Source organism: Mucilaginibacter sp. SJ (genome assembly GCF_028993635.1).
Classification (GTDB): Bacteria; Bacteroidota; Bacteroidia; order Sphingobacteriales; family Sphingobacteriaceae; genus Mucilaginibacter.
Genome location: NZ_CP118631.1, coordinates 6,139,491 through 6,163,718 on the forward strand (window position 1 = coordinate 6,139,491; position 24,228 = coordinate 6,163,718).

Here is a 24,228-nt window from a genome sequence, read left to right on the forward strand (position 1 = left end):
TAAATTAATACATGAAAAAAGTTATAAATCTTATATTATTTACACTGATTGCTCTGATCCATTCGAGCTTCGGTCAGTCCTCCGTACGTGACCAAAGTGTACGTTACCAGGAAGAACGTATGGTTTATCTGCAATGGGATCAAAACAAGTTCACGCCGAAAGCAGGATTTCTTAGTCTCAATCCGTATTACTGGCTCACCTGGGGGGTGTTCCACCCCAGCTATCACAAAAAAGATCTGCGCCCACTGAGTGCGACGGGGCCGCAAACCCAACGGCTTGCGCTGGTTGGTGCCATGAATAATGCGGATAATAAGTACAAGCTGCAATCAGATACTGTCAGAAATACTGCGCTATCTGAAATAGCTAACCAGTCCGGTTTAATTTCAAGTACTGATCCTTTATGGCAATTGTATTATAGTAATGAGCTTAAACCCGTGCTGGATAATTCGGTGACCTCCATATTAACCGGTTTTTCGCCGCAGGTCAGCGCTAAACTGGTTTCTGAAGGTTTATATGACTGGTATAAAAATGAGCTGGACATGCTCAAAGAAAGAATCCAGGCTGCTCATTCTACTATAATGGATAGAGGCGCGCGTATCCTGGCCTACCACCGTTACCTGATGGAATACCGCCGGCTTGCAGGTGTATGGGCCATCCGAACCGCCTCGGCGCAAGCCACTTTAAATATGACCGTCCAGCAGCAAAAGTTAAAAGCTAATCAGGTGACGGTCAGCGAATGGACACCGCAGACAGATATCCAGATTGCAAAACAAGTTTTACAACATCTGCAATGAAGAAGAAAATAATTTTATTAATACTCCTGTGCTTTTGTATCACAGCATTATTTGCCCAAACGACAAGCACACCCGATAATGGCAAAACCTTACAGTTTTTACAGGGTGATGGTGTTTACGAGGAAGGTGTTATGGTGTTCTTAAAAGGGCTCAAAGAATCTGTATGGGCTCATTTTGCCCTGTTTATTGCTGATGCCAAAGCGCTTTCCGCGATTTTTATGATCATCTTTTTCGCTATTAAATCCTATGAGATGATGGCAGGAGATAAGCAGTTAGAGATCATGCCATTATTAAGACCTTTTGGTTTGGCCATGGTCATCTTATGGTGGGGACCATTCACCAGGATCATCGCGTTTCCAACAGATATCGTTGCTGGCCAAACAGAACAAATGTTTAAAAGCGAGCAAACCATTGTCAACAACCTGCGACTTAATCGCTCCAGCCTCATACTGGCCGTAGCCAATTCCCTGTACACCTACCAGGCACAAACCGAAGTTGCTGAAAAGGAAAGCGATACCTGGTATGGGCAGGCCTGGGATTCCGTGACCAGTACCGTTAAAGAGGGGATAAGCAGTGTGGTCTCTCCATTACTGGAATTAAAAAACCGGCTTACTGTGGGGATGCAGCTTTTATTTACACAGTTATTGGAACTGTTGGGGATATGGATATTGCGTTTAGCTGTCTACATCATCTTTATGATACAGATCATTTACTCTTCTATTCTGATTATGCTTGGTCCGTTTGCTGTAGCCGCCAGTATCCTGCCGGCTTTTCGCGATAGTTTCAGCACGTGGATCGCCCGCTTCATTTCGGTGAACCTGTACAGCGGTATTGCTTACCTGATCATGTATATCTGTGGATTGATGCAGGAATTTGCGCTGAAATCAGAGATCAGCAAATACACGGAACTGGTGGGCGCGGATGGAACGAACACCAACCTTCAAAAAATGGCCTGGTTTGCCGGCAACGGTATCCTTTCATTTGGTACCGTAATTATCGTATTCCTGATCGGCGCGATCTGTATGTTCACCGTTCCCAGTATCTCTACCTGGATCATCTCTACTTCCGGTATCAGCTCGGCTACTTCCACCTTTGCCCGCAGCGCGGGTACAGTAACCAGTATGGCGAGGAAAGCCGCCGGCAGCTTTTTTTAATCCGAACCTTTTTTCTTTGTTTCCTTCTGCTTTTTATCGGACCGCTCCATTGTTATGGGCGGCTTTTTTAATTAACAACCAGATTTATGATTATCAAAAATATCGAAGCCAAAGTAAGGCTGGCGACTTTCATCGCGGCCGGTAGCCTGTTGACCTCCCTGATCATTGTCGCCATGAATAGCCTGTATGCCTTTAAACTGGTATCCAATGCGCAAAAAAGCATTTATATACTGGATAATAATATCCCTATACTGGCGCGGCAGACGGATATACAAATAAACCGGCCCGCCGAATACCGGGCTGATGTAGACTTGTTTCATTCGTTGTTTTTTTCCCTGACCCCGGATGATAATTACATGGAATATCAAATGAAAAAAGCCATGTACCTCGTGGACGAATCCGGCATGCAGCAATACAATAATCTGAAGGAGAACGGTTTTTTCAACTCGATCCTTTCCTCCAGCTCGGTGCTAACCTTGCAAACGGATTCAATTGCTGTAGATATGCCCCGGCGCTATTTCCGCTATTACGGAAAACTTAAAATTGACCGGCGCAGCTCTACTGTGGTGCGTTCGCTCATCACCGAAGGAAACCTGAAGGATATACCCCGAAGCGACAATAACCCCCATGGTGTACTCATTACGAACTGGAAAACCCTGGAAAATAAAGATCTTCAAGATGTGGAAAAAAATACATTCTAACAGGGACCCTAGGGATACGCTGTATAGCGAGATACTTAAGGAATTTGCCCCTTATTTCACTATTGTCAGGAACATGGGGAAACGCCTGGCGGAGTCTTATCCTAAATTCCTGTTTGGGGCAATGATCTTCCTGATGGTACTGTCGTTCGTGCTCTCATTTACGGTTTTTCATAGTCCGGATAAAGCAAAAATAATTACTGTTAAAAAAGTTAACCCGGTAGAGGATGGCTTTGACCAGATCATGCAGGCGACCGGCAATATCCGGGAAACGCTGCGCCTCAAGAAAATAGTGGACAGTATTTCTGCCAAAAAACATTTGACAGGTGCCGACAGCGCCTTACTGGATAGTGCCCTTGACCGCCTTTCCAAAATTCACCAATCTCTCCAATAAAATGTTATGAAAATTGATTTTAAACAGCCCAAGTATGTGCTGCCGGTCATCTTATTGCCCTTTCTGTGCCTGTTCTTCTATGCCTGGCAGAGTGGTTTTTCCAAACCTAAGCAGGCGGTCAAAGAAACTATCGGACTGAATGGTTCAGTCGGTGCGGTTTCAGCTGATGTGCGTAAGAAACAACTGGCGGATAAACTTGATGCCTACAGGAACACCTATAAGGAAGCTGATGGTCTGACCGCGGTAAACGTGATCCCCAAAGAAAATTCAAGTAACCCAACGTATAATAATGATTATTCTGACCAGCAGAGAAAAAAGCTGGATTCCATTCAGCAGGCGATGAAGTTGCGGTTTAATACTGCTAATGATTCTAATTCCGGGCAGGTACCAGCTTCCGGAATTACGCATGACCGCCAAGTTGCTAAAGCGGTGGAGGAAATGAGTCGCCGCCAGGCTAACCAGGCTCGTGAAAAGGAAAGTACCCCAAAGGAAAACGATCCCATGGACGTTTTCAGGCAACAGATGGCCATCATGGACAGCATCAACAAACAGAATGACCCTGCCTACAAAGACGAATTAAAGAAAAAAGAGGCTGCCGATAAAGTAGCAAAACAAAAGGAAACCCAAATAAAACTGACGGTTGAAAAGGCAGATGCGGTGTCTGGTGACTTTAATACGGTTATGCCGGAAAAGCAACCTGCATTTATCAGCGCCGTAATTGATGAAAATGTAACCGGTTATGCCGGCTCACGCTTACGGATCAAACTGCTGGAAGATATCAAAGCCGGTAATAACCTGATCAAAAAAGGCACTTTTCTGTATGCTTTGATCAATGGATTTTCAGAGCAGCGGGTTACACTTTCCATTACATCTATTCTATATGATGGTAAGATCCTTCCGGTTAAACTGGATGTTTACGATATGGATGGTTTGCCCGGCCTTTATGTGCCCTCGTCCGCTTTTCGCGACTTTACCAAAGACCTGGGCAGTAACTCGGTACAAGGTGTCACGGTAGATGGCGGTTCCGGAAATAGCCAGTTCGTCATGAGCTCGCTCAGTAAAATGTTTCAGTCCACTTCCTCGGCTATTGCCGACTTGATCCGCAAGAATAAGGCAAAGCTCAAATACAACTCTTACCTCTATATCATCGACCCGGATGCGCTACAAAGTGCGCAGAAGCGCGAAAGTGTATCAGGCACCAGTGACCAACAATAACACTTACAAGAAACTAACATGAAAAAAATATTATTATTCATTGCATGGCTGCTGATCGCACATTCGCTTTATGCGCAGGATCAACTGCCGGTAATTTACCTGCCGGAAAACCTGACCATCCATTTTATTTCACCGGAACCTATCCGGTACGTGGATATTTCCACAAAAGACCTGATCGGCGACCTGCCGCTCAAAAATGTGTTGCGTTTAAAACTGCGGGACTCAGTTAAATTTTTTGCCGGTTCGGTCATCACCATAGCCGGTGAAAAATTTATTGCGCAATATCGGTTATTACCAGGCTATCCCGGCGTACCAACAGAAATAGAAATAACACCAGCAGCTATGCGGCCCCTGGACATTTCCGGTATCGGGCTTTCACAAAACCAGTTAAGGAGTTTAGCGCTCAAACTCGTAATTAAAAGTCTGGATAAACGTATCGAAAAGGTAGAGGCCTTTGGTATTCAAGGACAATTGAACCATGTCTACACCCTGGATGATTATATTTTCCTGGATATTTCCTATTGTAATAAAACTAACTTAAAATATGATATCGATGATTTCCGGTTTAAGGTAGACGATAAAAAGGTAACCAAGGCAGCTAATAACCAATCCGTGGAGATCAAACCTGAGTTTGTGCTGTTTAGTCCGCCCGCTTTTTCAAGGAACTACCGGAACGTATTTGTCTTTAAGAAAATGTCCTTTCCGGGAAATAAGGTGCTTCGTGCAGAACTCAGCGAAAAGCAGCTTTCAGGCCGTATTGTTACGCTAAGCATATCCTACCAGGACATCCTCGATGCGGATACGCTCCCCAACTAACCTTACACTTTATTTATGACTGATTCCGTAGCCTACGATTACGTAAAGCTTGTACTGGAAGAAGAGTTTCCGGCAACCTATCTGCGCTTCTCCGACCAGGGGATACTCCGCTACGAGCTGACCAATATCCTGGAAATATGCGCGCCCCTGATCAGGGGCTTGGACGAGGACGACCGCTTCTTAAAATATGAAGTGATCGGAACCATAGCAGATTATTTACAGGAGGTTTAGTATGGCATTTAATCCAGTGTAGAAACGCCGGTATTTATATAATGCTGATAATTCAACAAAATGAAAAAGACAAATGACTATAACGGCCCCTTTCCGGTTGTCGAACTGGAAGGAACTTCTTTTTATGTAAATGGATACCTGATGGCGCTTGTTGAGGTTGCGGACTCAAGTAATCAGATCACTATGTATGACATCATGTGCCTGGACGACCACGTCGAACTCTGGTATGATCCCCGTACTAAAAATGCTTTCGAAGGTCCCCTGGTTGGAATGCTGCCCGATAGGGTGAAGTTATTTTGGCTTTATCCCTTTGATGCTCTCGATCCGTTGGGTAAGAACGCCTGGATGGATGAGTTCCGCCCCGGTTGGCGGGTGCACTACCCTCTTGACTTGCCCGTTGTTCAAATTGCGGGAAAAGATTTCTTTATTGACGAAAGCCGGAACGCGTTTAGGGATACCGAAAACTATTGGAACCAGATCAAATTTGAAGACGTATTTAAGCATAATGGGAAAACCGGTGTTTATATCGACACAAAGGTGCTCCAGGTGCCGTTTCCGCATGAATTAAATCCCTATAACCCACCGGCTGTACTCCCTGAACATATCATTTTTGCAGAAGTTCCTGACGGACGGCATACCGCGTTTTTATTAGAAACATATAACAGTGCTCATCATACCCGGGACCCCGCTGCGCAAAAAGGACCGGACGGCGCGCAGGAGATGAGTCGCTAAGTCAGTTCACCTAACTGTAAGCCACCGGCTTCTGCGGGTGGCTTTTTATTTCAATCTGTTTTTAGTATGGAGGAAACACGTGAACAGCAAAAGCTTCACGGTTTTTTGCAGTGTGCCATCTATGTATCCGTTGGCCTGGAAGCTGCCATTTTTATTTATCATGACGCCCCTTTCTGGGGCATCTTTTTTACCCCGCTGGATAAGATCAGTCACCTGGTCATTTACTCGAAACTGATCTATAGTAAGCTGGCGACATTGGGCATTATCAGCCTGGTCAGCATCGGTACGCTGGCAAAAAAGGAAACAGACATAGACCCTAAAAAGCACATAGCTTATCCGCTTACACTCGGTCTGTTTTTGTTCTTCGGGAGCTTGGTTTTTCAGGGGCGAGCCTCACCGGTAGCGTTCGCCTATACGACCTGGTATGGCCTGTTGTACATAATCTGCTCTTTTCTGGGCGCCCTGCTCGTGAGCATGGCAATGGACAATATCTCAAAGATGATCACGTCCGGTTTAGGCAAGGATATCTGGAACACCGAAGCCGAGAGCTTTATGCAGCCCGTGAAAAAGGTGGATACCCCGTACTCTGTGAACATCCCCATGCTTTTCTACTATAAGGGCAAGGTACGGAAGGGATACATTAATATCTGCAACGTTTTTCGAAGCACGCTTATCATCGGAACCCCAGGATCAGGCAAAAGCTATAGTATCGTAAATCCTTTTATCCGGCAACTGGTAGGAAAAGGCTTTGCAGTCTGTTTATATGATTTCAAGTTCCCAGACCTCGGGCAGATTGCTTATTACCATTATCTTTTAGGTAAGCAGCAAGGCAAACTCAGGGACTTTTCCTTTCATGTTATTAACCTCAATGACATAGAGAAAAGTCGTCGGATCAATCCCTGGCGGGCTGATTATATCAAATCCCTGGCCGACGCTGCTGAAACTGCCGAAGCCCTGGTGGAAGCATTAAAGAAAGGAGATAAATCCGGCGGCAGTGATCAGTTCTTTACTCAATCCGCCATTAACTTTTTGGCGTCTTGTATTTATTTTATGAGCAAATACAAAGGTGGGATATACTCCAGCTTTCCGCATGTTTTAGCCTTGCTTAATCGCTCATACGAGGAAATATTCAACGCCTTAACCTCTGAGCCTGAATTGCGCTCATTGTTATCCCCGTTTATGACTGCCTACGATGCTAAAGCATTTAACCAGTTGGAAGGGCAGATCGGTACGCTCAAGATCTTTATCAGCCGTTTGGCGACCAAAGAAACGTTTTGGGTCTTTTCCGGCAATGACTTCGATCTGAAAATATCGGACAGGGAAAACCCAGGCATGCTGGTACTGGCCAATGACCCGAATACCCAAAATATCAATTCGGCGTGTTACTCAATCATCATTAACCGGCTCACCAAACTTATTAACACCAAGGGAAACCTACCCTCTGCATTGATCGTGGATGAGGTACCCACCTTATTCGTCCACCGCGTGGAAAATTTAATAGCAACTGCCAGGAGTAATAGGGTTGCTGTCCTTTTGGGATTACAGGAGTTGCCGCAATTTAACCAGCAATATGGGAAGGATACTGCAGCGACGATTACCTCGGTCGTTGGTACTGTGCTGTCAGGTTCCGTTCGGAACAAGGAAACGCTCGAGTGGCTGGAGCGACTTTTTGGCAAGTCTAAGCAGATCAGTGAGGGGCTGTCCATTGACCGTAATAAAACCTCTACTTCCCTAAATGAAAAATTGGAAGTATTGATCCCCGCAGGAAAAATCGCCTCGCTCAATTCAGGGGAATTAGTCGGGATGATCGCTGCCGACGCGCAGGAAAAGTTTACCGGGAAATTTGAAACATCAGTGGTCAATTGCCGGGTTAACCTAGATATAGATGAGATCAGGCGGGAAGAAAAGGGTTATAAACCTTTGCCTACCTTTTATGATTTCGGGGGCCAAATGGACGAAAAGCTTCGCCAGAATTTTAATCAAATCAGCCGGGAAATTCAGGAAATGGTAATGGCATTCAAGCCGTCTGTTTTACCGGTACAGGCTAAAATAAGTCTCAAAAATGATAGATGAACAGAATTTAAAAGGAACAGTGGTCATGCTGCATCCCGAAATGTGGGAAGCACATGCTGACAAAGAGGGGGTAATAGGAGAGATTGTAAAAGCTGATTTGGCACGAGATGATTTCTATGTTAAATACGGTGAAGGGACTGAATCACGTCTCCACAGCGCGGATGCCCTGATGATATTGCGCGAGTCAGACGATATCTATGAATATCTGCAGAATCATTCAGTAGACATCTCCCCTTACGATTTTAAAGATCTGAAGACAATCGCTCTTTTGGTGGATCGCGGGACGGCGAAACAAATACGGACCGCAATGGAACTGGTGCAGAAGAATGAAAATATCAGGGGGGCCAGTGTGAGCCCTCTTGACAAAATTATCGGCCTTCAGCAAAATAAAGGGCTGGATAGATAAGCACGGCGAAAGAGGCCTTTACCGACAATCAGTAGAATTATTATTTCAACAAAAATTTATTTCAACAATGATGAAACGGCATAGTACAATTGGCTCAACGGTCATGGTTAGCCCTGTCCTCTGGTCTTCTGATTATATGGGCAGGATCGGTACAATTGAAACCAGGGACTTTAGAGCGGATAAAATTGGGGTAAGCTTTGAGAATGGCGAAATGGATTGGTTTAGTTCGAAGAACTTGTTTGTGCTGAGGCCGGTTGGGGAACTCATTGAATTGGCAGAAAACAAGAAAGCGGGGCTATGGCCGCCAATCCCCGAAAATCTGCAAACCATTGCCCGCTTACAGGCCTCCGGATCGGATGAAAAATTAAAGCATGCTTTTGAAATGGTGCAGGATGATCCCGAACTCCATCGTTGGGCCACAATTCGCCTTAATGAGGTCATCAACATAGCCTCCCAGGAAAGAAACAGTAAGTCAAAATTTCAAACATTAAATACTATGGAAAATGAAAGTTCAAATGGAACTGTAGTTCTGGTCTTGCCGGATCTCAAAAATGATCCCGCGACGAAACGGGGACAGATCGGGGTAGTGACCTATGCCAGGTCTGCATATGAAAACTATGTACGTTTCCCGGAAGGAAATGAAGCCATTTACCCCGCTGAACAGGTGCTGAAACTCAAAGACAAACAGCAGATTTTAGACGACCTGACGAAAAACGGTTCATCAATGCCCCTTGATGATTTTAAGGCTATGTATAAGATCATGCTGCTACAGGAGAGGGGAACATCCCAGGCCTCGTTTTCGGCACTTGCCATTGCAAAAGATAATCCTGGCGTACGGCATAGCGTATTGGAATCCATTGACCCGGCACAAATACAAGATCTGGCCCAATCCCACGGCCGATGAAAGTGCTGATCAGCATTTGCTTGATCTGCCTGCCGCTCAAACATCTTACAATAAACTCTGATTTCGGCTACCGTGTCCACCCGCTTACCGGCCAATACGCCCTGCACGCGGGTGTTGATTTTAAGGCCCGGCATGACACTGTATATGCTATGCTTGACGGTATGGTTAAATCAACGGGATACGACGATGGACTCGGTATCAACATTCGCCTGAAACATGGCGATGTCGAATCCATTTATGGCCATTTGAGCCAGGTTTTAGTCGGCCCGCAAGACATGGTGAAAGGAGGTGATCCTATCGGCATTACCGGCGCCACAGGTCGGGTAACCGGAGAACATCTGCATTTCGCCATCTGCTATAGATACAAATACATTAATCCAATTGAATTTTTATATGAACTGCTAATTAAACAAGAAAATGAGCAAAAATTTTAAAGCACTTCCCATTCAGCTTTCAGATAAGCTGATAGCGGAAATTAAAGAGGGTAATTCCTTGTTTCAGAAACCGATAAAGGAAAACGGATTACCCGCATTCGTAAAGCCAATTAATCCTACGACAGGAAAAGGCTACAGTGCTATGAACGCATTGACTCTCGGAATGCAACGGCGTGACGACCCCCGATGGATGAGCGCAGATGCGGCCCGTTATGCCGGCAACTGGGTAAAAGAAGGTGAAAAAGGCACGCTGATCGAGTTTCCGAAAACCAGCGATATCCAGGCTATCCGTACCGCTGAGGGTAAAACCATCAAAGACGACAAAGGAGTTACCCAAACAAAAACCATTGAATTTGAAAAGCCGCAGCAGGGAAAAGCGTTCCTGTTCAATGCGGAGCAAATGAAGGATATCATGCCCCTGAAAGAATATCTTGCCAAACAGGAAGAAGGGCAATCCCTGTCACCTGTTGAACGCGCGGAAAAACTGATCGAAGATAGCAAGGCAGTTATTATCCACGGCGGCCAAGAGGCCTATTATGATAAGCTCAGGGATGCGATTTTTATGCCTGAAAAGGAAACCTTTGAGAACGAAACCAAATACTACCAGGCGGTAGTCCACCAATTGGCGCACTGGACAGGGCATGAGAGCCGTCTGAACCGCCCTATGGACGGTAAATTCGGCTCGCTGGATTATGCACGAGAGGAAATGCCTGCAGCCATTGCCGGCATCTTGATCGGCGGGGAACTCAAGATAGGCCATAACTTCGGACAGCACACTGCCTATATGAACAACTTTGCCAAAATCTTAAAGGATGAACCTTTTGAGATCGCCAAAGCTTCCAGGGAAGCACAAAAGATCGCTAATCTGCTATTGGGGGGTGACCTGAAGCGTGAACAGAAACAAAGTGTTGAAGTAACATTTGAAGAGGGGGACGAAATTGCACACCTCGATACGAGCTATAAAGTTTTAGAAGTCCGCAAAAACAAGAGCATCAAAGTAGAAGATGCCGATGGTGGCCGCAAGATACTGCAACCCAGCTATGGTCTGTATAAATCCCTGCTGGAGGCCAAAGCCAACCCAAGAGAGCCAGAAATGGAATTGAATGAGGGGCAAGGTCAAGCGCAGGAACAAAATTATCAAATGGAAAGGTAAATGAACCCGGTAAAGTATCACGAAGATGATCTCCCGATCGAGGATCTGGGGACCATCGGGCTGGCCGCAGGCGGTCAGCTCCTGATAAATGTCGATGATCTGAAAGCATTGCTTTCTGGTCGCCGCACTGGTTTATTAGAACTCCATGACCTGGAAACCGATAATGTCAAGATCAAATCTATTAATGCCAAGATATCGCTGAAGACTAATGAAAAAGGCAAGATAGACTTGCTGATCCATCCGATATACAAAAATGCTGAAGTTCCCGGTCTGTTGACCGATACCGAAGCCAGGCAACTGCAAAAGGGTGAAATAGGCAGCCTGCTGAGAATTACACTCGATAACAATGGTAAAAAAAAGGAAATGCTGGTGGAATACGATCCGGAAACAAAAGAGTTTATCGTTTCAGATACTGACAAGATCCTGGCTCCGGACATGGTTAACAACGAATTCCTGACACCCACGCAGAAAGAAAATTACCGCAAAGGCAAGGAAGTGGAAATAGCCGACGGGACCAGGTTCAACTACTCCGGCACAGACAGACATGGCATCCGTTCCAATAAGCTGGCACTGGTAGCCTCCGCTTTGATTGACGGGGGACTTTCCTATTTAGTTTACAGAGGACTAAACGCGCTATTTAATAAGAAACGAGATCAAAATGCCGCCGGGAAGCTGAGCCCCGGCTATTATCAGGCACTTAAAGACATCGAAAATCAGCATGGATTTAAACGGCAGGAATTTGAACAATACCAGGCCACTAAGGAAAGGCATCGGTGATGAATGCCCTCTTAACAAGGCTTGGAATTCCTGCAGAAATCCAAGCCTTTTTTTGTGCTTCTGACGATCTTCTATTTGACTATGGCGGTCAGCAGGAACATTATGGCGCAGGTTTTCACAAAATACCTACAACACCCAATCTGTGGGTAGCAGGGAATGCAACAGCGAATGAGGTCATTGTATCCTATTCGGCGATGGAAGCCATGGCCTTTATCGTAATTAACCGTGCACGTTATGCTAACCTGCAACAACTGGCGTTTGTCGCTATCGGCAACCAATTAAAGCAAGGCCAGGTAGACTGGCTCAGGCAAACTTTTCCCAAGCGAAGATTTACATTGCTGTTTGGTAAAGACGAGTTGGGCAACCTGACAGATATCAAAGTGGCAGCCGGTATTCGGAATATGTCGATTCATATTTATCATACCGGCCAAAGCCGTAAGGTGATCATAGATCATAAAGGCAAGCTCGTCATTTTTAAATACGGTGAGATCAGTCTGAATCGTTTTAAACAGGCTTTCCATATCCGGGACCGTATCCGCACGCGCAAACCAATCCAATCATTAACATTTTTAGACCAATTAAAATATGAGGCACAAGGATGATATTGTATTAAGGCCAGCCTGCCTTTTCGCTTTTTTGAAAGCCTCGCCTTTAATTTTATTGGCTGTCACACTTCTTTTTTTGGCCTGGTGGCTTTCTCCGTACTTTATTTTATTCAGTCTCGCTGCATGTGGTGCCGCATGGTATCGAATATTATATATCCGCAGCATCCGGTACTTGATTGCTGTAGAATATATCCGGATTTCCTACGGAATTTTCTGTAAGCGAATCGATCAGGCAGAGATGTTCAGAGTAAAAGACTTCATTATTACGCAGTCTTTCTTATTTCAGCTTTTCAAATTAATGAACCTAACGCTGATAAGCACGGATTACACCAATCTGATCATATATCTCCGCGGTGTTCCAGAATCAGATATCGTTGATATTATTCGCAGCAGAGTACGGGAAGCCCGCCGTCACAACAACGTCTACGAGTTTAATTGAAAAAAAGCTTGGCGCCTACTAAAGAAATTAGTAATTTTATGAATAGAAACCATTATGAAAGCTATAGTTCGAAATGTTTTGCTCGCCTGTTTAATTTCCACTTTTGCTTTTTTCGGAGCACTAGGAGGGAAGCAAACTAAACAATCTCTAACGATCAGGAAGGAAACTAAGCAACACAAGGAATTCATCACCGAACGGCAAAAGGAAACATTTGCTTGTTTATCCGTAGCATTTATAGCCTGGGGCTTGTGTTTTTGGCGATGTTCAGTTATTAACCGTAGGTTGAATGAAGAGCGGGAATATCAACGTAGATTCAATGAGTATATGCGCAATTCTTCGTTTAATCGTCATTATTGATTAAACATTCATTTGCAATACCTTAAAAGTTGCCGATTTCCCTGCACGCGCCCCTCTGCTGATAAGGGCTTTAAGGGATTTAAGTATATCCAAATTTTAAGGATGCAATTATTCCCTTTTTTCTTGATCGATATATAATCGAAAGATATCGGGAACCTTACTTTAAAATATTGGCAAAATATGGGTAGGAAAACTCAAGATAAGAGAAGTGTTACACCCGAAAAAGCGATTGAAATTTTGAAAATAAGCGGAACTACAGTAACTCGGGAGGAGGCAGTAATAATTTTGGATTTCATGTATAGATTAGCGAATTTATCGGTTGAACAATATTTAAAAATATGAAAGTTGTAGACATATATATCAGGGTAAGTACAGACGAACAAGCAGACAAGGGTTTTTCGCAAAGGGACCAGGAAGATAGATTAGTTAGATATTGCGAAAGAAATGGTTTGCACATCAGGAAAACCATGTTTGAAGATCATTCAGCGAAAACTTTCAATAGACCGCAATGGACAAGGTATCTATCAGAGCTTAAAAAGCAAAAAGGAAAGGGTGTAGACTTTATACTATTTACAAAATGGGATAGATTTAGTCGTAACACAGGTGACGCTTACCAAATGATATCAGTCCTTAGAAGTTTCGAAATAGAACCTCAGGCGATTGAACAACCTTTGAATTTGGAGATACCGGAAAGTAAGATAATGCTTGCCGTTTATCTTTCAACTCCTGAGGTTGAAAATGACAGGCGGGCATTAAATGTAACCCAGGGAATGCGCCGTGCGCGAAAAGAGGGGAAATACATGGGAGTTGCACCGCGGGGGTACGATAATAAAACCAGAGAGGACGGCAGTAAGCACATTGTAATAAACAAAGAAGAAGCATATTACATCAAATGGATATTTAAATCTATTTCAGAGGGGATTTTTGTTCCTGATCAAATTAGAAAATTGGCCAACGAGAAAGGCTTTGAGATAAGTAGAATGAGTTTTTATAGAGCGATACGAAATCCCGTTTATTGTGGATTGATTGTTGTCAAGGCTTATAAGGATGAGGAGTCTCAATTGGTCAAAGGGCTTCATGAGGCAATAATATCTGAGGCGTTATTTTATGATGTTCAGGATATTATTAATGGCAGGAAAAAGGTTTTAAGGGTGCAGGCGGTTAAAATTAATGAATGCCTTCCCCTACAGGGACTGCTGGATTGTGCAAGTTGTAAACGTCACTTAACAGGAAGTGCATCAAAAGGCAGAAGAGGGGGATATTACTACTATTATCATGCGCAGGCCGTTTACGGCTGTGGATGCAGGTTCCGGGCAGATAATGTTCATGAAGAGATTTTAAAGGACCTTAGGCGCTACATTCCCCTGCCTGGAATGAATCAGCTATACAAAACGGTATTACTCGATGTTTACAAAAATTATTCCGGGGGAGTAAAAGATGAAAGGAGGATTATTGCAGATCAAATTGGTGCCATTAATTTAAAATTGTCAAATGCCAGGGAACTGTTATTTGACGGAAAACTAGATTCTGATGATTTTGCGATTATGAAAAAAGAGAGTGAGGAGCGTATCAGGAGGTTAGAAGCAACTCTTACAGAGGCGAAGTTACAAAAATCGAACACCCAGAGCATTGATAATATGCTTTTGAAAGCCCTGGAGGCACTTTCCAGGATTGAGAATATATATTCAGATGGTGATGTATTAACGAAAAGGAGAGTGTTGGGTTCGATATATCGAGAAAAATGGGAAATTGACAAAAATGGTTATCGAACCCCCAAACTCAATGTCGCAGCGTCGCTAATCTATCAGATTAACAAGACGTTAGCGCATAAAAAAACGGGAAAGATTGCAAGCCATTGCGATCTTTCCCGTTTAGTACTCAGAGCGGGAATCGAACCCGCACTCCGTTTACGGGAACAGGATTTTAAGTCCTGCGTGTCTACCAGTTCCACCATCTGAGCAGGTGTCTAACCTTTTAAAAATAAAACCCTTCTTTTTATCAGGAAGGGCTTTGAGCGAAAGACGAGATTCGAACTCGCGACCCCGACCTTGGCAAGGTCGTGCTCTACCAACTGAGCTACTTTCGCATTGGTATTCTCCTCGCTTTGATCTGGCTTTCGTTAACCGGCTGCCTATCTCGTTTGCGGGAGTGCAAATATAGGCAGAAATGCATACTCTGCAAGGAAAAATTTATTTTTTTTGAAAATAGTTTATAACTCGCTGTTTTTCAAAATATCAGCTATCAGCTCAGCTTCGAATCCGCGGCCCATGGCATACTGCTGCAGTTTGTAACGACGCTTTAGCTCATTCTTTTCGGTTAAGGTAGTCGCTTTTTTCTGCAAGAGGTGAGTAAGAGCAGCTATATAATCATCCAGATCGATACTAAGAAAGGCCTTTTTGATCAATACATCGGGCACACGTTTAAGCTTAAGCGCCTGTTTTATTTTGATGCGGCCCCAGGCTTTCTGGTTAAATTTACTTTTAGCGTAGATCTGTGCAAAACGCTCCTCGTTAAGAAAATTGCCCTCTATCAATTGGCTTATAACGCGTTCAACAGCGTCAGGCCATAATCCCCACTCGTAAAGTTTGTCGCGTGCTTCCTGCTGGGCGCGCTCCTGGTAGGCGCAAAAGTGCTCGGCTTTTGCAAGGGCAACTTTCTCGTCAGTAATTTTAATTGATTTGGGCTGATCCATTTAAAAACCAAAATTCGTTAAAAATTATTCTATTTGTTTTAATATCTCCAAATTAGCAGCATGCCAACTAACACGTACGCCATAAGCGCTATAAAAAAGATCATCAAGGCAGATGGAAACATCGTTGAAGAATATGCGATCAGTGCGCTTTTTACCGATAGCCGCCGGATTAACAACCCTGCCGAAGGCTTGTTTTTTGCCCTGAGTGGCAGACGCAATGGCCATGAGTTTGTTGCCGAAGCTTATGCGGGCGGCGTGCGCAATTTTGTGGTAGAACATGGCCCGGAGTTTAATCTGCCCGGCGCAAACTTTTTGATCGTGCCAGATCCGCTGGCTGCCCTGCAAATACTGGCAGCCTATCACCGCAGCCGTTTTAAGCTGGAGGTAATTGGTATTACGGGCAGTAACGGCAAAACTATTGTTAAAGAATGGCTTTACCAGCTGCTTTCGGCCGATAAAAATATTGTACGAAACCCTAAAAGTTATAATTCGCAAATTGGCGTGCCGTTATCTGTATGGCAAATCAACAACCGGAGCGAACTGGGTATTTTTGAAGCGGGCATCTCCACCATAAACGAAATGAATAAGCTGGAAGCTATCATTAAGCCCGAAATAGGGGTACTCACCCACATTGGCCCTGCGCATGACGAGGGTTTTGAATCGCCCAAACAAAAACTCCTGGAAAAACTTGGACTATTCAAAAACAGCAGATTGCTGATCCACAATTACGATCAGCTGATCGGTTATGAAAAAGACATCGCGGCTAAAGAAACCTTTACCTGGAGCCGTAAATTTCGTGAGGCTGATCTGTATGTTTTCAGCGAGACGGTGATCTCCAAAAATTATTATTTCCGTGCACGGTACCAGGGCAAAGAAATAGAATGCCTCGTGCCTTTTACCGACCAGGCCTCGGTAGAAAATGCCATTACCTGCTGGGCTACCATGCTGGCTTTAGGTTATAGTGCGGTGGAGGCGGATAAGCGCATCGAGCGCCTCGCCCCGGTAAGTATGCGGTTAGAGTTAAAAAACGGTGTGAACAACTGTTCGGTTATTGATGATTCATACAATTCGGATCTGCAATCGCTGGAGATAGCGCTTAACTTTTTATCGCAGCAAAATCAGCATCAAAAAAAGACGCTGATCCTGTCAGATATTTATCAATCGGGCCTGCAGCAGGATGTGCTGTACAAACAGGTGGCCGAATTGATCCGGGCCAAAAAGATTGATAAATTTGTTGGCGTAGGGGAGGCCCTGCTCAGCCACCAGCAATATTTTGACATAGCCCAACAGCATTTTTATGCTGATACAGCCACACTGCTGCAACAGTTAAAAGCACTTAGTTTTAAAGATGAAACCATCCTGATCAAGGGTTCGCGCAGTTTTGAGTTTGAGCAGGTGAGCCGCGCGTTAGCCCAAAAAGCGCATGAAACCGTAATGGAGATTAACCTGAACTCCTTACTAAATAACCTCAACTTTTATAAATCAAAGCTTAAGCCGGGCGTAAAAGTGATGGCTATGGTAAAGGCTTTTAGCTATGGCAGCGGCACTTTTGAGGTTGCCAATATGCTGCAATATAATAAGGTTGATTATTTGGCGGTTGCCTATATTGATGAGGGGGTAGCTTTACGGCAGGCCGGCATTAACCTGCCCATCAAAGTGCTTAACCCCGAAGCTTCGGCATTTGATAAGCTCACCGAATATAAGCTTGAGCCGGTAATTTACAGTTTTGGTTTGTTAGATGATTTTGTGGGCTATGCTTCGGCGCAGGGCATTGCCGGTTACCCGGTGCATCTTAAAATTGATACCGGTATGCACCGACTTGGTTTTGAAAATTACGAGATCGAAACCCTGTGCGATATGCTGGAGGTTAACCGTTATGTACGGGTGCAATCGGTATTTTCACACCTGGCTGCAAGCGAAGCCCCGGAACACGATGAGTTTACTAAAAAGCAGATCAGGCGCTTTGAAAAGGCTTTTAAAGAAATAGAGCGCACGCTGGGTTATAAAGTGATCAGGCACATCTGCAATACTGCCGGCATTATCCGCTGGCCTTCGGCACACTATGATATGGTTCGATTGGGGATAGGTTTGTATGGGATCGATTCGTCGGTGCCGGAGTCTGATGCGGGTTTGCAGCCCATAGCCAGTTTAAAAACAAGCGTTGCCCAGGTTAAAAAGATTGGAAAAGGAGACACAATCAGCTACGGACGAAGCGGGAGCCTTGTTAAAGACGGGAAAATAGCTACGGTTCGTATCGGCTATGCCGATGGTTACCTGCGTGCCTTTGGCAAAGGCGTGGGTAAAATGCTGGTGAAAGGCACACTTGTGCCTACAGTGGGCAACATCACTATGGATATGTGCATGCTGGATGTAAGCGGCCTTGACGTGCATGAAGGCGATGAGGTGATCATATTTGATGAGCACCAGCGTATTGAAGAACTGGCAAAGCAGATAGGTACAATCCCTTATGAAATATTAACCAATATTTCGCAAAGGGTAAAAAGAGTGTACTTTTACGAGTAGAAATCAGGGGCTTAAAATGAACAGGTTAGCGCGGGCATTATTCAGGTATTTTGTAAAAGGGATGTTGGTAGTTGTACCGGTAGGTGCCGCTATTTTCCTGATGTACTGGGCGGTGGCCAGCATTGACAAGGCGCTTAACCTGAGTGATCTTTGGGTTGATAGAACCGGCAAGCATATGTATATTCCGGGCTTGGGGATCCTGAACGTGGTAGTGGTTATCATGATCATGGGGGTACTGGTTACCAATGTGATTACCGAACCCATTAAAGCCTGGTTTAAGCGCTGGTTTGCCCGTTTGCCCATCTTCGCGTTCCTGTATTCATCAATAAAAGATTTAACAGAAGCCTTTGTAGGCGAGGAGAAAAAATTCAACGAACCTGTATTGGTTGAAGTTAATGAGTTCGGTTTAAAAAAGATAGGTTTCCTGGTTCAGAAAGACCTGGCAAAGATTGGTTTACCAGGTGAAGTCGCTGTATACTTCCCGTATTCCTACTCGTTCGCGGGGCAGGTGATCATCATTGCTGCTGATAAGGTGAAACCGATGGATAAGAGTGCTGCCGACGTGATGAAATTTGTGATATCAGGCGGGGTGAGCGGGTTGGATTAACCCCTCTAAATCTCCCCCGGTAGGGAAGACTTTCTTAAAGCTCTCCTTTTCCGGGGAGGGTTGTGTGCCTCTATGGCAACACTTCCACCTCTTTCGAATCAACAACCCCGGCTTTCTTAAAACTCCTGATCGCCAAAAAAACAGCTATTAGCATTAAAACCGCGCCCAAAATATACGGAGCGCCCGGGAAATAGGTTGAAGTATTGCGATGGGTGAACAAATGAAATACCGAACTCATTAACAGCGGGCCGATGATCACTGCCAAACTACTGATACTGGTCAATGAGCCCTGCAATTCGCCCTGCTCTTTAGCTGATACCGTACTGGTGATCATACCCTGAAGTGAAGGGCCCGAAATACCGCCAAGGCAATAAGGTACCATAAAAACATACATCATCCAACCCTGGTTGGCAAAAGCAATAAGGGTTAAGCCGATGGTGTAAAATAGTAAGCCGGCTACGATGTTTTTTTCCTGCCCGAATTTAGGGATGGTGAACCTGATCAGTCCCCCTTGTATAGCTACCAGTACTATTCCGATAAAAAATCCTAAAAAACCGATGCTTTTTAATGACCAGTCGAACTTTTCGGTGACGTAAAAGGACAACACATATTCAACAGCTTTTTGAGCAATGTATACCAAAGAAAATGCGCCTATCAATCCGATTAGAGATTTATAGCGCGAAAGGTTGCGTAATGAGCTAACGGGATTAGCCTTCTTCCATTCAAAACGCCTGCGGTTTTTGATATTTAATGATTCGGGTAATACAAAATAGCCATACGCTGCATTCAGGAGTGCCAGACCGGCCGCCAGCATAAAAGGGAACCGCACATTTAATGCACCTAAAAAGCTCCCGGTGCCTATACCAATAATAAATCCGAGCCCGGATGCTGCCCCAACTAAACCGAAGTTTGCCGCCCGGTTTTTACCTGTACTAATATCGGCAATGTAAGCGGTTGCCGTGGTATTACTGGCGCCGGCAAAGCCTGCTATGGCGCGGCCAATAAATAACCAGGCCACAGTAGGAGCAAAGGCCATAAAAATATAATCTATCCCAAACCCAATAAGCGAACCTAACAATACCGGCCTGCGTCCGTACCTGTCGCTCAGGTTACCCAACAGCGATGAAAACAGGAACTGCATGGAGGCGTAGGTGAACGTTAAATAGCCGTTGTATTGCGCGGCGGTGCTCACATCTATATTGCCCAGTTTTTCAAGCAGCGACGGCATTACAGGGATAATAATGCCCAAACCAAGCACATCAATAAAAAGCGTTACGAAGATAAACCCTAAGGCGGCGGTATGTTTTTTTTTAGGTTTGGCGCTCATTAATAGTGATAAAGGTTTAAGCGGGTTAAAAGTTTTATTGCAGGTTGTTTTACGGATTGATATTTAATTTATACTTACGCTTTTGCTATTCTTCGCTACTGTTACCAACAACTTTATGCCCGGCTTAAATAATGCATTCATGATATTATCAAAACACGGGGATCGAAAATGATTGTTTGCGACAATACCAACAACGGCAGGTTGAGGGTGTTTATCTATCAATTTTATAATATGGGCGTTACCTGCGGCCCGGGCTTTCCGTTACAAGTCCTCGCTTTCCTGCGCAAGCCCAATCCACGCTCCGGGCTTTTCACTGCAATCCCTAACGCGGCTCCCGCTCATCGTCCCCTAAAATATATTTTAAACAGCATCACGGTTTTTTCTGGATTTCCCCTGATGGCTACGTGCAATGTCGTGGTTTTTGTTTAATCTCCCAATAATTTTCATCTTCCGAACACATATGACAACAATAGCAATAGCAAAGCTTTAGGCTTTGTGCCTGCTGCTTTCAGCTTTTATATAAAATCATCAATGCAATGTTGCCATGGCATCCACATCCTTTGCTGAGGTTTTCTTCACGTTTTTGAAATTACGGATAGCAAGCAACGCGCTTATCAACATCAGTATTGCACCTAAAATAAAGGGGGCTCCCGGAAAAAAGAAGGGCCTTTTATCATTGGTGAAATAATAAAATAAAGTGGTCATTACCCAGGGGCCAAAAATGGCGCTCAGGCTCATGAGGCTGGTTAGGCCGCCCTGCAGTTCGCCTTGTTCATTGGCGGGTACCTGGTTGGTCATGATGCCCTGCAACGCAGGGCCTGCAATACCACCAAGGGCATAAGGCACCATAAATGCAAACATCATCCAACCTTGAGTTGCCATGGCAAACAGGATAAGGCCGATGCTATATAGCAGCAAGCCAACCCAAATGCAACGTTCCATGCCCAGTTTAGGTAAGATCAGGCGCATCAGGCCGCCTTGTACCAGCGCTATCATCAGGCCTATAAAGGCAAGAGAATAGCCAACGGTATCCTCACCCCATTTAAATTTTTCGAAAGTGAAATATGTCCAAACGTTTTGTACGGCCTGCCCGGCAAAATATACCAGGAACAGTGATAATGCCAAACCCATAACTGAAGGGTATTTTTTAAGCTGCAGCAATGAACCCAGTGGGTTCGCCCGTTTAATATCGAAGGAACGGCGATGGGCGTCATCCAGTGATTCGGGCAGGATGAAGAAACCATAAATGGCATTCAAAAAGGCCAAACCAGCGGCAGCGAAAAATGGATATTGAACATCCATTTTACCTAACACACCGCCAATAGCAGGGCCAATGATAAAACCAAGGCCAAAGGCAACACCTATCATCCCAAAGTTTTGGGCGCGTTTTTCGGGAGTACTTACATCGGCTATATAGGCCGATGCAGTGGTAAAGCTTGCTCCGGTGATGCCTGCGATGGCCCGGCCTAAAAATAGCCACCATATGGATGGTGCAAAGGCAAGGAACAAATAATCAATGCCAAAACCCAATAAGGAACAAAGCAAAACCGGGCGGCGGCCATACTTATCGCTCAGGTTGCCTATCATCGGCGAAAACAGGAACTGCATTACCGAATACGCCAGCGTTAAAAAGCCTGCATACAACGAAGCTTCGCTCAACCCGGCGTGGATCAATTTTTCAATCAGTTTGGGCAGTACGGGTATGATGATCCCTAAGCCTACCACATCAATCAGTAAAGTGACAAATATAAAGCCTAAAGCTCCCTGGGGTTTATTCTTGGCGGACTTATCCATGGCGCAAAATAAATTATTAACGTTAATAATTGTTAAAATAATTGTATTTATAATAATTTGTATTTAACTTGAACTATATAATTAGTTAAACCTATGAAACCACACAAATCAATGCTACTGTTGCCGGCACTGCTGGCTGTGCAAAGTGTTTTTGCACAAAGTAACCATCTTACATTATCTGACAGTTATCCATCGGCAACCGAAAAGGTTAAAATTACTTATGATCCGGAGGGTACGCCTGTTGCCGGTAAAAAGGATATAAGCGCAGAGGTATATTACATTGATGGGAAGGATAACCCGGCAGCCGACATCGAACTAAAACCTAATGGCGCTTTACTTTCCGGCGATTTTACCATTCCTGCCGCAGCGAAAGCCTATTTTGTAAAGATTTTTAGTAACGGTGATATTGATAATAATAATGACAAAGGGTACGTATACTTAGTTTATAAAGATAAAAAACCTGTTCAGAGTGCTTATGAAGCAAAAGCGTACATATTGGCCAGCGGGGTTGGCAGTAATTTTGCTAAAATAAAAACCGATTCTGAAGAAGGCCTGGCTTTATTTAAGAAAGAATACGATACTTATCCGAACGGAGAAAAGCCCTATCAGTTTAATTACTACTTTGTATTGGCCAAGAAAAAGGATCCGGCTACTTCTGCCTTGTTAGAAGCCAAAGTTAAATCGCTTGAGAAAAGCACGGTAGAAAAAGACCTGATCCTGGCCGCTAACATCCTGAACTGGCGTAACAAAAAAGCCTCTGCCGATTCATTGGGAGAGATTATCAAAGCTAAGTACCCTAACGGCGAATCCGTAAAAAACGAGGCGGAATTTGCCATGATGCGCGAGAAGGATGTGCACAAAAAAGATTCGCTTTATAAAGCATATATAGCCAAATTCCCGGCTATGGCTACTGATAAAGGTTCTCGAATAGATTATATACGAGGGCAACTGGCTACCGGCTTTTTGACTGATGATAATACTGCTGCTTTTAATGCTTATGCAGCACAAGTCCAAAATAAATCAAGCATTGCAAACAGCTATAATAACATAGCTTATGGCTGGGCTCAAAAAGATGAGCGCCTTGATGAGGCCGAAAAGTTGTCAAAACAATCATTGGACATCGTTACTGAAAAAATGAAGCATCCTGAGGCTTCGCCGTTTATGTCGGTAAAGAGCATGCAAAAGCAAAACAAGGATGTATATAACATGTATGCTGATAGTTACGCGTTCATTTTATATAAAGAGAAAAAATATAATGAGGCCCTTAAATATCAAAAGGAGGTTTATACAGACAGCAAGGATAACGACCCGATCACCAACGAGCATTACGTACTCATTTTAAATGCCCTTGGCAAATATGCTGAATCAAAAGACGTGATTGAAGGCGCATTTAAGGCAGCTAAAGTTTCCCCGGCTTTAACAACCGAGTTAAAAAAAGCCTATGTGGGCTTAAAAGGCAATGAAGCAGGTTACGATCAATACCTGGCCGGTTTATCGGCTATTGCACAAAACAAAAAGAAAGAGGAGGTGGCTAAACAAATGATCAACGAGCCTGCTGCCAAATTTGCCCTTAAAGATTTTGCGGGAAAAACCGTTTCGCTGGCCGACTTAAAAGGCAAAATTGTTATAGTTGATTTTTGGGCTACCTGGTGCGGCCCTTGTAAAGCATCTTTTCCGGGGATGCAAATGGCTGTAAATAAATATAAGGATAATGAGGATGTGAAATTCCTGTTTATTGATACCTGGGAAAACGGCGATAATTATATTGATGGCGTAAAGAAATTCATTGCCGATAATAATTACACTTTTAACGTGCTGGTAGATGAAAAAGGCAGCGATGGCAGGCAATCAAAAGTGGTTTCACAATTTGGAGTAACCGGCATTCCAACCAAGTTCATCATCGATAAAAACGGCAATATCCGCTTTAAGGTTGTGGGATTTGGTGGTTCGGCAGAAGGGTTGGTAGAAGAAGTGAGCACAATGATTGACATGGCAAAAGCGCCCGTTGCCGCGGAGGTTGCTGCTACGCCAAAACAAAATATGAAATAGCTGATTGCAAACCTAAAACTATATCAAACAAAAATGCCGCCCTGCTGGAGCGGC

General features: G+C 44.3%; 22 protein-coding genes, 2 tRNA genes and 1 pseudogene. 20 read left to right on the forward strand and 5 right to left on the reverse strand.

The genetic code is table 11. The annotated features are described in order from the left end of the window. The first annotated feature begins 11 nt into the window (after positions 1-11). From MusilaSJ_RS25195 to MusilaSJ_RS28170, 17 genes and pseudogenes are all read left to right on the forward strand, one after another. Positions 12-794, forward strand: a complete 783-nt coding sequence (locus MusilaSJ_RS25195) for a hypothetical protein (protein WP_274987519.1) — start codon at positions 12-14, stop codon at positions 792-794. Next, a complete protein-coding gene (locus MusilaSJ_RS25200) occupies positions 791-1,948 on the forward strand; it encodes a TraJ family protein (protein WP_274987520.1) in 1,158 nt (385 codons plus the stop codon). The genes MusilaSJ_RS25195 and MusilaSJ_RS25200 overlap by 4 nt, the downstream gene beginning before the upstream one ends. 86 nt (positions 1,949-2,034) lie before the next feature. Continuing rightward, entirely contained in the window at positions 2,035-2,649 is a 615-nt protein-coding gene (gene traK / locus MusilaSJ_RS25205) for a conjugative transposon protein TraK (protein ID WP_274987521.1), read from the forward strand. A gap of 73 nt (positions 2,650-2,722) precedes the next feature. Continuing rightward, positions 2,723-3,040, forward strand: coding sequence for a hypothetical protein (locus tag MusilaSJ_RS25210; RefSeq protein WP_274987522.1), 318 nt, complete (start codon positions 2,723-2,725; stop codon positions 3,038-3,040). 6 nt (positions 3,041-3,046) lie between these two features. Then, positions 3,047-4,255 carry a conjugative transposon protein TraM gene (gene traM / locus MusilaSJ_RS25215; RefSeq protein WP_274987523.1) on the forward strand — a complete coding sequence of 403 codons (1,209 nt, stop codon included), beginning with the start codon at positions 3,047-3,049 and terminating at the stop codon, positions 4,253-4,255. Positions 4,256-4,273: 18 nt separating this feature from the next. Next, positions 4,274-5,071: a DUF4138 domain-containing protein gene (locus MusilaSJ_RS25220; protein WP_274987524.1), complete on the forward strand. Its 798-nt coding sequence runs from the start codon at positions 4,274-4,276 to the stop codon at positions 5,069-5,071. A gap of 15 nt (positions 5,072-5,086) precedes the next feature. Continuing rightward, on the forward strand, positions 5,087-5,302 hold the full coding sequence (locus MusilaSJ_RS25225; RefSeq protein ID WP_274987525.1) for a hypothetical protein: 216 nt from the start codon (positions 5,087-5,089) through the stop codon (positions 5,300-5,302). Between the two features lie 60 nt (positions 5,303-5,362). Next, positions 5,363-6,034, forward strand: a complete 672-nt coding sequence (locus MusilaSJ_RS25230; protein ID WP_274987526.1) for a hypothetical protein — start codon at positions 5,363-5,365, stop codon at positions 6,032-6,034. Positions 6,035-6,100: 66 nt separating this feature from the next. Beyond that, positions 6,101-8,107 (forward strand): type IV secretion system DNA-binding domain-containing protein, encoded by a 2,007-nt coding sequence (locus tag MusilaSJ_RS25235; RefSeq protein WP_274987527.1) that lies wholly within the window; start codon positions 6,101-6,103, stop codon positions 8,105-8,107. Then, entirely contained in the window at positions 8,097-8,513 is a 417-nt protein-coding gene (locus MusilaSJ_RS25240) for a hypothetical protein (RefSeq protein ID WP_274987528.1), read from the forward strand. The genes MusilaSJ_RS25235 and MusilaSJ_RS25240 overlap by 11 nt, the downstream gene beginning before the upstream one ends. Positions 8,514-8,580: 67 nt before the next feature. Further along, the gene (locus MusilaSJ_RS25245) at positions 8,581-9,417 is read left to right on the forward strand and encodes a hypothetical protein (protein WP_274987529.1); all 837 of its coding nucleotides are present in this window, start codon (positions 8,581-8,583) and stop codon (positions 9,415-9,417) included. Beyond that, complete coding sequence (locus MusilaSJ_RS25250) at positions 9,414-9,851, forward strand: M23 family metallopeptidase (RefSeq protein WP_274987530.1); 438 nt, start codon at positions 9,414-9,416, stop codon at positions 9,849-9,851. Before MusilaSJ_RS25245 ends, MusilaSJ_RS25250 begins: the two co-directional genes overlap by 4 nt. After that, a complete protein-coding gene (locus MusilaSJ_RS25255; RefSeq protein WP_274987531.1) occupies positions 9,835-11,004 on the forward strand; it encodes an ArdC family protein in 1,170 nt (389 codons plus the stop codon). The genes MusilaSJ_RS25250 and MusilaSJ_RS25255 overlap by 17 nt, the downstream gene beginning before the upstream one ends. Further along, positions 11,005-11,781: a DUF4099 domain-containing protein gene (locus MusilaSJ_RS25260; RefSeq protein ID WP_274987532.1), complete on the forward strand. Its 777-nt coding sequence runs from the start codon at positions 11,005-11,007 to the stop codon at positions 11,779-11,781. After that, positions 11,781-12,383, forward strand: a complete 603-nt coding sequence (locus tag MusilaSJ_RS25265; protein WP_274987533.1) for a hypothetical protein — start codon at positions 11,781-11,783, stop codon at positions 12,381-12,383. Before MusilaSJ_RS25260 ends, MusilaSJ_RS25265 begins: the two co-directional genes overlap by 1 nt. Further along, positions 12,367-12,825, forward strand: a complete 459-nt coding sequence (locus MusilaSJ_RS25270; RefSeq protein ID WP_274987534.1) for a PH domain-containing protein — start codon at positions 12,367-12,369, stop codon at positions 12,823-12,825. Before MusilaSJ_RS25265 ends, MusilaSJ_RS25270 begins: the two co-directional genes overlap by 17 nt. A 695-nt stretch (positions 12,826-13,520) precedes the next feature. Further along, positions 13,521-14,522: pseudogene (locus tag MusilaSJ_RS28170) on the forward strand (recombinase family protein); the annotation flags it as partial. A gap of 535 nt (positions 14,523-15,057) precedes the next feature. On the opposite strand, the gene MusilaSJ_RS25275 reads toward MusilaSJ_RS28170, so the two are convergent. The 3 genes from MusilaSJ_RS25275 to MusilaSJ_RS25285 form a co-directional block, all read right to left on the reverse strand. After that, positions 15,058-15,142 (reverse strand) — tRNA-Leu (locus MusilaSJ_RS25275). Between the two features lie 53 nt (positions 15,143-15,195). After that, positions 15,196-15,268, reverse strand: a tRNA-Gly gene (locus MusilaSJ_RS25280). 123 nt (positions 15,269-15,391) lie between these two features. Then, complete coding sequence (locus tag MusilaSJ_RS25285) at positions 15,392-15,874, reverse strand: regulatory protein RecX (RefSeq protein ID WP_274987535.1); 483 nt, start codon at positions 15,872-15,874, stop codon at positions 15,392-15,394. A gap of 60 nt (positions 15,875-15,934) precedes the next feature. Between MusilaSJ_RS25285 and MusilaSJ_RS25290 the strand changes: the two genes are divergently transcribed. Further along, a complete protein-coding gene (locus MusilaSJ_RS25290; RefSeq protein ID WP_274987536.1) occupies positions 15,935-18,397 on the forward strand; it encodes a bifunctional UDP-N-acetylmuramoyl-tripeptide:D-alanyl-D-alanine ligase/alanine racemase in 2,463 nt (820 codons plus the stop codon). Between the two features lie 16 nt (positions 18,398-18,413). Further along, positions 18,414-19,004, forward strand: a complete 591-nt coding sequence (locus tag MusilaSJ_RS25295; protein ID WP_274987537.1) for a DUF502 domain-containing protein — start codon at positions 18,414-18,416, stop codon at positions 19,002-19,004. Positions 19,005-19,074: 70 nt separating this feature from the next. Here MusilaSJ_RS25295 and MusilaSJ_RS25300 read toward each other — a convergent pair whose 3' ends face one another. Continuing rightward, positions 19,075-20,331, reverse strand: coding sequence for a TCR/Tet family MFS transporter (locus tag MusilaSJ_RS25300; protein ID WP_274987538.1), 1,257 nt, complete (start codon positions 20,329-20,331; stop codon positions 19,075-19,077). A 528-nt stretch (positions 20,332-20,859) separates the two neighbouring features. Further along, positions 20,860-22,125, reverse strand: a complete 1,266-nt coding sequence (locus MusilaSJ_RS25305) for a TCR/Tet family MFS transporter (protein ID WP_274987539.1) — start codon at positions 22,123-22,125, stop codon at positions 20,860-20,862. 93 nt (positions 22,126-22,218) lie between these two features. On the opposite strand from MusilaSJ_RS25305, the gene MusilaSJ_RS25310 reads away from it, so the two are divergent. Then, the gene (locus MusilaSJ_RS25310; protein WP_274987540.1) at positions 22,219-24,174 is read left to right on the forward strand and encodes a TlpA family protein disulfide reductase; all 1,956 of its coding nucleotides are present in this window, start codon (positions 22,219-22,221) and stop codon (positions 24,172-24,174) included. The last annotated feature ends 54 nt before the right edge of the window (positions 24,175-24,228 follow it).